The 12,804-nt window shown below is 35.8% G+C and carries 15 protein-coding genes; 11 read left to right on the top strand and 4 right to left on the bottom strand.

Annotation, left to right across the window (positions count from 1 at the left end; genetic code table 11):
* The first annotated feature begins 2 nt into the window (after window positions 1-2).
* From F0365_RS01355 to F0365_RS01395, 9 genes are all read left to right on the top strand, one after another.
* Entirely contained in the window at window positions 3-1,430 is a 1,428-nt protein-coding gene (locus F0365_RS01355) for a CCA tRNA nucleotidyltransferase (protein ID WP_169932003.1), read from the top strand.
* Between the two features lie 61 nt (window positions 1,431-1,491).
* A complete protein-coding gene (locus F0365_RS01360) occupies window positions 1,492-1,917 on the top strand; it encodes a hypothetical protein (RefSeq protein ID WP_169932004.1) in 426 nt (141 codons plus the stop codon).
* A 170-nt stretch (window positions 1,918-2,087) separates the two neighbouring features.
* Entirely contained in the window at window positions 2,088-2,534 is a 447-nt protein-coding gene (locus tag F0365_RS01365) for a hypothetical protein (protein WP_169932005.1), read from the top strand.
* Between the two features lie 174 nt (window positions 2,535-2,708).
* Window positions 2,709-3,944, top strand: a complete 1,236-nt coding sequence (gene pepT / locus F0365_RS01370) for a peptidase T (protein ID WP_169932006.1) — start codon at window positions 2,709-2,711, stop codon at window positions 3,942-3,944.
* On the top strand, window positions 3,941-4,465 hold the full coding sequence (locus F0365_RS01375; protein ID WP_169932007.1) for a hypothetical protein: 525 nt from the start codon (window positions 3,941-3,943) through the stop codon (window positions 4,463-4,465). Before pepT ends, F0365_RS01375 begins: the two co-directional genes overlap by 4 nt.
* Before the next feature lie 165 nt (window positions 4,466-4,630).
* A complete protein-coding gene (locus F0365_RS01380; protein ID WP_169932008.1) occupies window positions 4,631-5,245 on the top strand; it encodes a hypothetical protein in 615 nt (204 codons plus the stop codon).
* A gap of 290 nt (window positions 5,246-5,535) precedes the next feature.
* Window positions 5,536-5,718, top strand: coding sequence for a hypothetical protein (locus F0365_RS01385; protein ID WP_169932009.1), 183 nt, complete (start codon window positions 5,536-5,538; stop codon window positions 5,716-5,718).
* A gap of 141 nt (window positions 5,719-5,859) precedes the next feature.
* A complete protein-coding gene (locus F0365_RS01390) occupies window positions 5,860-6,087 on the top strand; it encodes a hypothetical protein (protein WP_169932010.1) in 228 nt (75 codons plus the stop codon).
* A 183-nt stretch (window positions 6,088-6,270) separates the two neighbouring features.
* Window positions 6,271-6,762: an SRPBCC family protein gene (locus tag F0365_RS01395; protein ID WP_169932011.1), complete on the top strand. Its 492-nt coding sequence runs from the start codon at window positions 6,271-6,273 to the stop codon at window positions 6,760-6,762.
* A 180-nt stretch (window positions 6,763-6,942) separates the two neighbouring features.
* Here the strand turns inward: F0365_RS01395 and yajC are convergent, their stop codons facing one another.
* The 4 genes from yajC to F0365_RS01415 form a co-directional block, all read right to left on the bottom strand.
* Window positions 6,943-7,245: a preprotein translocase subunit YajC gene (gene yajC / locus F0365_RS01400; protein WP_169932012.1), complete on the bottom strand. Its 303-nt coding sequence runs from the start codon at window positions 7,243-7,245 to the stop codon at window positions 6,943-6,945.
* A 10-nt stretch (window positions 7,246-7,255) separates the two neighbouring features.
* Window positions 7,256-7,729 (bottom strand): DUF1573 domain-containing protein, encoded by a 474-nt coding sequence (locus tag F0365_RS01405; protein WP_169932013.1) that lies wholly within the window; start codon window positions 7,727-7,729, stop codon window positions 7,256-7,258.
* Window positions 7,730-7,811: 82 nt separating this feature from the next.
* On the bottom strand, window positions 7,812-8,747 hold the full coding sequence (nusB, locus tag F0365_RS01410) for a transcription antitermination factor NusB (protein ID WP_169932014.1): 936 nt from the start codon (window positions 8,745-8,747) through the stop codon (window positions 7,812-7,814).
* 128 nt (window positions 8,748-8,875) lie between these two features.
* Entirely contained in the window at window positions 8,876-9,979 is a 1,104-nt protein-coding gene (locus F0365_RS01415; RefSeq protein ID WP_240961799.1) for a Glu/Leu/Phe/Val family dehydrogenase, read from the bottom strand.
* 137 nt (window positions 9,980-10,116) lie between these two features.
* Between F0365_RS01415 and F0365_RS01420 the strand changes: the two genes are divergently transcribed.
* Both F0365_RS01420 and F0365_RS01425 read left to right on the top strand, forming a co-directional pair.
* Window positions 10,117-11,880 carry an ABC transporter ATP-binding protein gene (locus F0365_RS01420; RefSeq protein WP_169932015.1) on the top strand — a complete coding sequence of 588 codons (1,764 nt, stop codon included), beginning with the start codon at window positions 10,117-10,119 and terminating at the stop codon, window positions 11,878-11,880.
* 211 nt (window positions 11,881-12,091) lie between these two features.
* Window positions 12,092-12,742 carry a Uma2 family endonuclease gene (locus tag F0365_RS01425; RefSeq protein ID WP_169932016.1) on the top strand — a complete coding sequence of 217 codons (651 nt, stop codon included), beginning with the start codon at window positions 12,092-12,094 and terminating at the stop codon, window positions 12,740-12,742.
* Window positions 12,743-12,804 lie beyond the last annotated feature (62 nt).

The raw sequence follows: 12,804 nt of genomic DNA on the forward strand, positions 1-12,804 counted from the left end.
GCATGGATCAAAAAACACATTATCCTGAAGCGATTCAAGAAAACGTTTTTAGAACCTTGAGTCAAGCAGCAGAAGAACTCGAACTACCAGCTTATGTCATAGGTGGATACGTCAGAGATTTTTTCTTAAAACGCGGTCAAAAAAAAGACATAGATGTAGTTGCGATAGGAAGCGGTATCTCCCTTGCTCGCAAAGTAGAAGAGCTTTTACCACACAGTACAAAAGTGTCTGTATTCAAGAATTTTGGTACTGCAATGGTGAAGACTGATGAGCTGGAACTGGAATTTGTAGGTGCTCGTAAAGAAAGTTACGATAGAGGCAGCCGCAAACCAGTAGTGGAAGATGGCTCCTTAGAAGACGATCAAAATCGTCGTGATTTTACCATCAATGCAATGGCTTTTTCCTTGAATAAAAATAGTTATGGAGCCTTACTCGATCCTTTTAACGGAATGGGTGATCTCGATAAAAAAATCATACGTACACCCCTCGATCCAGATATTACTTATAGCGATGATCCTTTGAGAATGCTACGCGCCATAAGATTTGCAGCACAACTCAACTTTAAAATAGAAGAAGGGTCCTTTGAAAGCATCAAACGCAATGCGCATAGACTGAAGATTATCTCTAACGAGCGCATCGTTACTGAACTTCATAAAATCATGATGTGTGACGAGCCTTCTTTTGGCTTTTTACTATTAGAAAAAACAGGATTGCTACAGTTGATCATGCCAGAATTAATTGCTTTAAAAGGGATTGAAGAAGTAGAAGGACAAAAGCATAAAGACAACTTCTATCACACCCTGGAAGTCGTAGACAATATCTCTCGCAATACAGAAGACCTATGGTTGCGCTGGTCAGCATTACTCCATGATATAGGAAAGGCACCAACTAAAAAATTCAGTAAAAAAGTAGGCTGGACCTTTCATGGACATGAATTCAAAGGTTCAAAAATGGTATACCATCTTTTCAAAAGGTTAAAGATGCCTTTAAATGATAAGATGAAATTTGTACAATTAATGGTGCGCATGTCCTCAAGGCCTATAGCAGTAATTGACGAGAGTGCTACAGACAGCGCTGTAAGAAGACTGGTTCATGATGCTGGAGAATACATAGAAGGTCTTATGACTTTGTGCGAAGCAGACATTACGACTAAGAATCCGCGTAGGTTCCAACAATACCACCATAACTTTAAACAAGTAAGAGATAAAATTGTACAAGTAGAAGAACGTGATCATGTACGTAATTTCCAGCCACCAGTGACCGGAGAGGAAATTATGAAAGCATTTGATTTAAAACCATGTAGAGAAATAGGACAAATCAAAATGGCTATTAAAGACTCCATTCTTGACGGAGTGATTCCTAACGAACACGATGCTGCCTATGAATTCATGATTAAAAAGGGAAAGAGTCTAGGGTTGACACCTGAGTAAAGAAGTCATTTTCTGATTTGTTTTTATTTATTATATTTAAGTGAAATAAAATGATCTTATTATGAGAAATTTAAAAGCTGCTTTGATATCTGTTTTTCTAGTTTTAAATTCATTTGTATTTGCACAACGACAAACAATTGATTCATTTCCGCTACAGGACGCATCTTGTGAGATTAACTTTAAACCTAGCACAACGGTGGCAGACTTAGAATCATTTGCCAAATGTTTTGTATATAGATCTCCAACAGTTACCGCACAATCTACCCTACAAAACAATCAGATAAATTTTAGTAAACTGCCGTTGCTTCTAACTAATCAAGAGTTCCCTACCATGCAAAACACGTATAGACAGTCCTTTTTAGTTTTTGGAGAATATGATAATTTTTTTGCAAATGCAAAAACAAATAACCTTGCTTTTTTTGAAGCAAATCGTAATACTGTGATGAGTGCTGGAAATGTGAACTATCCAGGGGTTCCCAATTTTTAATGCCTAAATATTTGTACAAGCATTATTGCATGAACAGGGGAAATATTTTAGGAGAGCGAGAGTCCCATCACTTAAAAATTAATTGAGTTTTAGACTTTAAACAAAAAACAAGTTTCAGCAATGTGACTCGTTTTTTGTTAAACCCATCTTCATAAGTTATCTTTAGTGCTATGAAAAAAATACTTTTGCTTTTTTTACTAGTCCTTATCAGCCGTATTTCTTGTGGACAAGAGTTAGACAATGACGAATTAAAAGGTTTTAATTTATTTTTAATGCCCGCCCCACAAATTAATGTGACCTTAAGTCTGGACAGCAATAATATCGTTAATCCTAATACAGGTTTTTCTATTACACCAGGTGCGCAAACCATAGATATGATGGCAGTTTATAAGGATATGAATTTATTACAACCTAAACCTTACACACCTAACTCGAACACAGATTTTGGGAGACTGCGCTTTAAAAGTGATAGCAAAGGCGCTAACTTATCTATTAATAATAACGATCGTTTTGCCAGAGAATTCCGATCCAGCAACCCAGCCTTTTTTGAGGCCAATAGAAATTCCGCACTTCAAAGAGCTTACAATCCGCTGTCGATTTATAATAATAATTGGTAACTGATCTGCTACCTCCCCCCTATCATTCTATATACTTTGATTTAGCTAGAATATTTCAAGGTGTTTTTAATAATTCCGCTTTCGTAACGCATCTAATGCAGCATAAACTTCTTTTTCGAAAATAAAAAAGAAAGTATAACCAACAACTATCTTTACACCACCTAATAATAAGACATGAAAAAGCAAGATATTCTTGACCGATTTATAAGTTACATAACCATAGATACCGAGTCTGACCCAAACAGTGATACCACTCCTAGCAGTGAAAAACAGTGGGAGCTTGCGCGTAAATTACATCAAGAGCTTTTAGACATGGGAATGAGTGATGTAAGCATTGATGAAAATGCCTATATCATGGCTACCTTGCCATCTAATGTTGATCATGAGACGCCTACCATAGGTTTTATATCTCATTTTGATAGTACACCAGACTATACTGGAAAAAATATCAAACCTCAGGTTATAGAAAATTATGATGGTGGCGACATTCCGCTTAAAGGTTCTGATCTCGTGCTTTCCCCAGATTATTTTGAAGATTTAAAACAATACAAAGGACAGACCCTAGTCACTACAGATGGAACTACCCTTCTTGCGGCAGATGATAAAGCCGGCATCACAGAAATCATGACGGCCATGAAGCATTTGATCGAAAATCCACAGATAAAGCATGGAACGCTTAAAGTAGGTTTTACTCCAGATGAAGAGATAGGACGTGGTGCGCATAAATTTGATGTGGAGAAATTTGGTGCTGATTGGGCATATACCATGGATGGAAGCCAAATAGGCGAATTGGAATATGAAAACTTTAATGCGGCTGGTGCTGTGGTAACTTTTTACGGTAAAATTGTGCATCCTGGCTATGCAAAAGGAAAAATGATCAACTCCATGTATGTGGCACAAGAGTTTATAGACTCACTTCCTAGAATGGAAACTCCTGAACATACAGAAGAATATCAAGGTTTCTTTCACTTGCACGATATGAAAGGTGCTGTAGAAAAAACAGAATTGCACTACATTATCAGAGATCACGATAAAGAACATTTTGAAGCTCGTAAAGAAATGATGCATAAACTCGTCAATGCTCTTAATGAACAGTACGATCGCAAGACAATAAGTATTGAAATAAAAGACCAATACTTTAATATGCGTGAAAAAATAGCTCCAGTAATGCATATTGTAGATATAGCAGAGCAGGCAATGAAAGATATAGGGATTGTTCCACTTATCAAACCCATACGTGGAGGCACCGATGGATCTCAACTGAGTTATATGGGTTTGCCATGTCCTAATATTTTTGCCGGAGGTCATAATTTCCACGGGCCTTATGAATATGTACCTGTAGAAAGTATGATAAAAGCGACCGAAGTGATTATACGTATTGCAGAACTCGTAGCTCAAGAAAAAGTATGAAAAGTTTACAACTAGAACAATCCTTCAGTGGTCATCAAAAAGTCATGTTAGGAGTAGGAGCCATTATATTTTGCATCAAATCATTTAATGTACTTACCAACATGGACTACGCCGCTGCAGCTTGGATAAATGCAGTGCCTTTTATGTTTATAAGCATTCTATTAATAGGACTTATCTTTTTACAAAACGGCTTTATAGCTTATGGAACGGACAAAGTAGCTCGTGCCTGGTTTTGGTATACACTTCCTATCTGGAGAAAAGAAATTGATCAAAAAAAGTATCCTATAATCGGCACATTAAAAATGGGTAAGAAGCAAAAGTTAGGTTTTACTCTTGCTGTAAATCCAGATCTTGCCGTTGACTATTCTTCCTATGATATTACTTCTTTAAGTTACAACCACACCATTAAAAACAGGCATGTAATTTTAAAACAAGAGCATCATGCAAAGAATGCCATTTTGTTTTTATTGAATTATAGTAATTTAAAAGAAGAGATGTACAGTCCTGATTTTAGTAGATAGGTAACTTTAAAAACATTTATAACATGCTGAATTTTTAATCCATAGTTATAACTCTTGAATAAACGAGATTTTTACAAAAAAATATTCTTAGAATTTGCGGAAAATAAATGATTATTTCACCCAACTATTTTATCTTTCTTGGATCTTAATTCAATAACAGATACTATGAATATTAAAAAAATCCTAATGGTCGCAACAGCTTTTTTGATGACCGCAGCGGCTCATGCGCAAGAAAAAGAGCCTGTTGAAGAAACTGATAGTCAGAAAAAGCTTACTCAGTTTAACAGTGAAAAACGACATGAAATAGGGCTAGACGTTTTTAGCGCGATTGTTTTTCCTGCTTTTAACCCAAGGTATGAATATGTATGGAGCAAACATTCTGGAGTTGGGATGGATATCAATATATATTTAAGTGACGCTGATAGTGGAATAGATGAGCTGGAAACCTTTAGTATCACTCCGTTTTACAGACAGTACTTTTTCTCTAAAGAAGATTATGGAGCGAAAGGCTTTTATGCCGAAGGATTTTTGAAATACTACCAATTTAAAGCGTCTAATACTATATTCATTGGAGGGAATAGCAGCCAGACTACTGAAAACTTTAGCGAGCTAGCAATGGGAATAGGTATAGGTTGGAAATGGGTTAGCGACAGTGGTTTCATGATCGACCTAGGTTTTGGTTTTGGAAGAAACTTAGGGATTTCAGATTATAACGAAGACGTGTATGGAGATCGACCTATTGCTGGAAGAGGTGGTGTCAACTTCGGATGGAGATTTTAATATACTAGAAAAGCGTAAGTGGAAAGCGAGCCAAAGGTTCGCTTTTTTTGCTTTATTTTAAGTTAAAAGGGATTTTAAAAACAGTACATCTAACCTTTGAAAAGCAAATAAGAATAGATAAAATTGTAGGTATTACAGACTAATATCTCATTGAAATAAAATATTTGTCTTTAAAATTTTAATTCCACTATGAAAACAGCTCATTTATTTACAACTTTTCTTGTCGATACAAAATCGGTTATAAAAAAAATGATTTTAACAACCTTGGCTTTTGTACATTAAGTTTAGGTATGGCGCAAGAAAAAAAACCTTCCGATTCACAAGAAAGAGTAGAAGAGTTTAATAGTGATAAGAGACACGAGATCGGTCTTAACGTCATAAATGCCATAGGTGGCCTAGGCATCAATCCACGGTATGAATATGTTCTAGGAAGACAGACTGGTGTAGGGGTTGATCTGAATATTAGTATATAGGAAAATGATAAGGATCAGGCACATGAAACTGTAGAAACCTTTAGTTTCACTCCTTACTACAGGCGATATTTCTTCTCCAAAGAAGATTATGGAGCAAAAGGCATTTATGGTGAAGGTTTTACAAAACTTTACAGCTTTGAGGTGGACAGAAGTTTTTTCTTTAATAATAATAGCATTCCTATAAAATCATTCACTGAAATCGCTATAGGCGCAGGAATAGGCTGGAAATGGGTAAGCAATAGCGTCTTTTTGATAGATTTAGAATTAGATTTGGAAAGGAACTTAGGAATTGCAAATGACTCAGAGAATTTGTATAATTTCTCAGCCATTGAATTTAAAGGCGGACTTCATTTGGGGTGGATGTTTTAGATTTAAGTATAACAAGTTGGCAATACCTAAAGGTTGACAGCTTTTTTTAGACCATATGAGCACAAAGAATCAAGTGCTTTTTAAAAAGTATAACTAATTAATAGTAGTTTGATCTCGCTTTCGCGAAAGCGAGATCAAACTCATTATCAAGAATTCGATAAAAAATCTAGTTTAAAAAAATAAATGCCACAACTACATCTTACAACTACCATAAATGCAAATATTGAAATCGTTTTTGATCTTGCTAGAAGCATTGATTTACATTTGCTCTCTCTAGAACACACGAATGAAAAAGCAGTAGCTGGAAGGATGACTGGGCTTGTTGAAAAAGGAGAAACAGTCACCTGGCGTGCCAAACATTTAGGAGTTACTCAAGAACTCACTAGTTTGATTACTGATGTAGAACCACATCATTATTTTGCAGACGAGTTGGTAAAAGGAGCTTTTCAACATTTTAAACACGAACACTTTTTTGAGCAACTAGAAGATGGTCGTACGTTAATGAAAGATCTATTTGACTATACCTCACCTCTAGGCATTTTAGGAAAACTGGTCGATTCCCTTTTTCTTGAAAAATATATGACCCGACTACTGGAACAAAGAAATAGCACTTTGAAAGAGATTGCTGAGAATAAAAGGTGGAAAGAACTTCCTGGAATGGAACAGCATTTGTAAATCGTTCTTATTTTAAAAAAAGCAATACCTCAACCAGAAAAAAGATAGTAAAAAATACAAAGCACATCTTTTCTGTAGCACGTTGACCGTTAAAACCAACAGGCTTGTCAGCAAGCAGATAAATAAACAAAAAAAAAGCCCTTGATTTCTCAAGGGCTTTGTAAATAAATAGTACTCTTCTTAATTTTCTTTAGCGACCACTGTCTCGTTCAGTTTCTTAGAAAGCTCTGCTGAGATTGCACTTCTTTCAAAAGTCATCTTACCAGCACCAGTTTCTATTAACACAGTTCCTTTATCAGCATTAATCTGATTTACTTTACCGTGAATTCCACTGCTGGTAATTACTTTGTAACCAACTTTAAGTGAGTCTGCAAATTCCTTTTCTTCCTTACGCTTCTTTGATTGTGGTCTCATTATTAAAAAATAAAAAACAACAATAATAAGCAGGTAAGGAGCAAAATTTAATATCGTATTAGTGTCCATTAACAGTTGCTTATGCGTTAGGCGCAGCAGCTCTCGCCTTAGGAGTCACAAAACCTTTGATACGGATAGATTCCGTTCCAGATTCTGTATTTGCCTTAATAGTTACAGTCTTCGTTTGAGCATTAGGCTTTCCGTTAGTATTGAATTTTACTAACATAGTACCTTCAGCGCCTGGTGCGATAGGCTCTTTAGACCATGTAGGAACTGTACATCCACAAGATCCTTTTGCGTTTACTACTATAAGTGGAGCACTACCTGTATTGGTAAATTTGTATTCATGCTCTACTACAGTACCTTCCTCTACAGTACCGAAATCAAATTCAGTCTCCGTAAAAGTCATTTCTGGAAAGTTGCCAGCGACTTCTTTGTTTGCAGCAGCGGCAGTAAGGTTTGCTTGATCAATTGTTGCAGATTCTGCTTTTTCATTACAGCTTGTTAGAGCCATTGTAGCAACAGCAGCTACCATTAAAATTAATTTTTTCATCTTATTTTTGTTTAATTTTACTTATAATTCTGGAACAAATGTAATTAAAAACATCATTTAAACCAACGTCATTAACAATAGGTTACATCAACCCTCTTCCCATTTTATTTAATTCATCACTTTTCTCAAATTCTTTCAAAAGATTATCTAGAATTCCGTTGATAAAAGTGGCGCTTTTAGGGGTGCTGTAATCTTTTGCTATTTCTAAGTATTCATTAAGCGTTACTTTCACTGGAATATCTGAAAAATAAAGAAACTCTGCCTGAGCCATCATGATCAGCACAAGATCAATTTGAGCGATACGCTCGGTGTCCCAATTAGGCGTTTTACCTTCTATGCGGGCAGAAAGATCATCAATATTGAGAATCGTTTTTCTAAAAAGGCTCATGGTAAACTTAGCATCTGACTCATCCTTAAATAATGCTGGCAGCACCACATCCTTAGTAGGCTTTACTTTACGTAAAAACTGAATAATAGTAGAGTTGATCAAAGGGTAGTCATCTGTCCAAGTGATATTGATATCTTCTAGGTAATCCATCAATTCATCGCTAGGTGCAATAATATCTTCATAGATATATGTCAAGAATTTTAAATCCTTTTTTACCGACGGCTCGTCATCCATCGCATAAACAACAAAGGTTTTACTTTCTTGAATTTTATGGTATAGATTTTCAACGTATTTAGAGTCCAGATGCCATGGATTTAAATTGCGTTGTTTTAACGCTTCTTTTAAAGCCTCACTTTCTCTCAATTTCAAGAGAATTTTATTATCGATAAGTTGTCTTGAGGGGTTGTGCTCTACACTTTTAGAAACACGTTGCTGCTTTTTAGTATGCTTGTCTACAGCAACTTCGTGAATTTTCACTAGTAATTGCGCCATATAAAGGAACAAGGTGTACGACTGCGTCATACTGGAGTTGATAAACTTTTCAAGATCTTTAAGATCCTCTGGACGTTGACGTTGAAAAGAAAAAACTGCTTGCATAACTTTGATGCGTAACTGTCTTCTGGTAAGCATAAGAACGATTTATTTGTTTACTTAAGCGAGCTATATGTGTTAGCTTTCGCGAAAGCGGAGTTATAATAACTTAAAACCTAGTTTCTATTTCTAAAAACCAAGCAAAAATACTGTTTTAAAACGGACTACTATCCTTGATGTTCGTGTTTTCTAGCAGCAATACGTGCCTGAGCAATTTCTAGAGCGGCTTTGTGTGTTGTCACACCAGATTCTTGAGCTCGGTTGAGAATTTCTATAGTTGTTGTATAAATATTCTCTGTCTTTCTCATTATTTCTGTACGGTCATAACCTTCCAACTCTGCATATACATTGATGATTCCACCCGCATTTATTAAAAAGTCAGGGGCGTAAACAATACCTCTTTTTTGTAAAAGAGCACCGTGCTTCACCTCATCTGCCAGCTGATTATTTGCTCCACCTGCGATGATAGATGCCGTAAGTTTATGAATAGTTTGATCATTTATCGTGGCACCTAAAGCACATGGAGCATAAATATCCATACGCTCTGAATACAAGTCATTCCCACCATAAATAGTAGCCCCGTATTTATCGCGTACTTCTTCTAGTCTTTCTTGGTTGAGATCTGCAATAACGACATCTGCTCCTTCTTGTGTCAGATATTCTACCAGTGTTTCTCCTACATTACCTATTCCTTCTACATAGATTTTTTTATCTTCTAAAACATCGCTTCCGTACTTAAAGTGAGCGGCGGCTTTCATTCCCATAAAAACACCATAAGCAGTAATAGGAGAAGGGTTTCCTGCACCACCTTTATCCTTAGAAATACCTGTAACATAAGGTGTTACTTCACGCACGGTATCCATATCTTCGGTAGTCATTCCTACATCTTCAGCGGTGATGTAACGACCACTTAAAGAATGTACAAACTCTCCAAACTTACGCATCAATTCTGGTGTTTTTTGAGTTTTTGCATCTCCTATAATGACTGCCTTTCCTCCACCTAAATTTAATCCAGTAATGGCGCTTTTAAAGGTCATGCCTCGAGAAAGCCTCAACACATCGTTAAGAGCCGCCCATTCATTTTCATATTGCCACATGCGTGTACCACCTAATGCTGGACCTAATACTGTGTTATGAATACCGATGATGGCTTTCAATCCTGTATCTTTGTCGTTGCAAAAAACGATTTGCTCGTGGTCATCAAATGAAACCTGACCGAAGACAGGATCTTGACGAATTAATTTATCTAATGAGTCAAATTTTTGAGACATAAAAAGGTGTTTATGAGCTTTTGTAGTTGTTATTAAAAAGCCTGCAAAAATAACGTCATTTTAGGGATTTAGCAATTTACCATGCTTAATTTACCACCCAAATAAAAAATACTTTCCCAACGGAAATTCGATTGTAAATGAAAGAACTTAAAAAACTCAATGTACTCTTTGCTAAATACAAATGGCAACTTATAGGCGGAATTATTGTGACCATTATTTCTCGCGTGCTTTCTCTTTTTTTACCGAAGTATGTAGGTAAGATTATTAATCTATTGAATGATTATGATAAAGGCAATATAACTGATAAAGAAGTGCTACAAGATGATCTGACCTTGTACATCCTTATCATTATAGGAACGACCTTACTTGCTGCCATTCTTACTTTTGTCATGCGTCAGTTGATCATCGTAGTTTCTCGACACCTAGAATACGACCTGAAAAACATCGTCTATCAGCAATATCAGAGACTTTCTTTAGGTTTTTATAAACAGAATCGCACGGGAGATTTGATGAATCGCATCAGTGAAGATGTCTCTAAAGTGCGCATGTACATGGGCCCAGCGATTATGTATAGCATCAATATATTAACGCTATTTGCTGTTGTTATCCCTGCGATGATCGACACGGCTCCTTCTTTAGCTATTTATACGATTATCCCTTTACCAATACTTTCTGTGGCGATATACGTTATTAGTCGAGAGATCAATAAGCGTTCTACCTTAGTACAAGAGTATCTTTCTGATTTAAATACGATATCTCAAGAATCATTTAGCGGTATTTCTGTCATCAAAGCCTACAATCTCACTCCACAAATGACAAAGCAGTTTACGAAAGTGGCTAATGACAGTAAGGATAAAAACATAGATCTTGCTCGCATACAAGCTTTATTCTTTCCATTAATGGTGCTTCTTATAGGGTTGAGCAATATCATGGTGATCTATATAGGAGGAAAACAAGTGATCGATGGCATCATTGACGTAGGAACCATTCCAGAATTCTTAATCTATGTCAACATGCTTACCTGGCCAGTTGCTGTTTTAGGTTGGGTGACCAATATGATACAACAAGCAGAGGCTTCTCAAAAAAGAATCAACGAATTCTTAGATATAGATCCCGCAATAAAAAACCTTAATGAATTAGAAACTCCAATTCAAGGAACAATCACTTTTAAAAATGTGAACTTCGTTTATGACGATACGAACATACACGCTTTAAAAGATATATCTTTTGAGATAGAAGCTGGGAAAACACTAGCTATTCTTGGTAAAACAGGAAGTGGAAAATCAACTATTTTAGAACTTATAAGTAGACTTTATGATATAGGAAATGGTTCCTTAAAAATAGATGGTAAGGAGATCAATAGTTTAAACTTAAACAACTTAAGGTCTGCTATAGGTTATGTGCCCCAAGATGCTTTCTTATTTTCTGATACCATAGGAAAAAATATCGCTTTCGGTAAAAAAGACGCCACTCAAGAAGAAGTAATAGCTGCTGCAAAGAATGCTGTCGTCCATAAAAACATTTCCGATTTCACTAAAGGCTATGAAACCATTTTAGGAGAAAGAGGTATTACTTTAAGTGGTGGTCAGAAACAGCGGGTCTCGATCGCAAGAGCCATTATCAAAGAACCTCAAATTTTATTGTTTGACGATTGTTTAAGCGCAGTAGACACAGAAACAGAAGAAAATATTCTGAATAATCTTAAAAAGGTCACTCATAACAGCACTACTATTATAGTGAGTCACCGAGTAAGTAGTGCCAAAAACGCAGATCACATTATCGTACTCGAAGATGGCGAAATTATTGAAAGAGGAAATCACGAATCTCTTATAAACGACAAAGGTTATTATGCAGAGCTTTTTGCAAATCAAATGTTAGAGGAAGAAGAAGAAAACGATTAATGATTGGATATTTTTGATTTTTTAATTCCAGTAATAGACTTTGAAAATCGGTAATAGATAATTAAAAATTATGGAACATAACGATGACTTAAGAATAAGCAATTTTGTTCCTATCTGGAATGTGACTTATTTGAAAATGTATATTGCTTAAGACCAGCAGTCTAGTATCTTTAAGATACCTATTTATGATTCTTTTTTAGTAAATTTGAGTATGTCAGAATATATCTATGATATAAAAGAACTCGATTTAAGCAAGAGGTACAGTTATGCTGATTATCTTTTGTGGCGTTTTAAGGAACGTGTAGAGCTATTTAAAGGAAAGGTATTTGAAATGAGCCCAGAGCCCAGCACCTCTCATCAAAGAACCTCTATGAAAATATACGATTTACTAAAGGCTTTTTATCAAAATCACGATTGTGAACTTTTTGTTGCTCCTTTTGACGTAGAACTATTTTCAAAAAACGATACTAAATCTAGTGTTGTTCAGTCAGACCTTTGTGTGATTTGCGATCCTAATAAAATTGACGAGCGCGGTTGTCATGGTGCTCCAGATCTGGTAGTAGAAATTTTATCTAAAGGAAATTCTCGCAAAGAGATTCAGCATAAATACGACCTTTATGAAGAAGCAGGTGTGCGAGAATACTGGATCGTAGATTATATGCGTCGTACTGTTTTGATTCAAGTTCTCAATAAAAAGGGTGTTTTCCAGTCCCAACGACTTCTTGCAGAAGGTGATCGAGTCACTTCTTTCATTTTTCCAGAGTTTAGTTGCCCTGTAGAAGACATTTTTAAAGGTGTCACTGACAGTTTAAACGAGCTAGGTACAGAATACGCAATTAGCCACTCGACCAACAGACTATAATACAGCATCTTACTACATTAAGGCTTTATAAACTTTTCTTTTTGCCTTTTTTTTCTATTTTT

This window comes from Nonlabens sp. Ci31 (assembly GCF_012974865.1).
GTDB lineage: Bacteria > Bacteroidota > Bacteroidia > Flavobacteriales > Flavobacteriaceae > Nonlabens.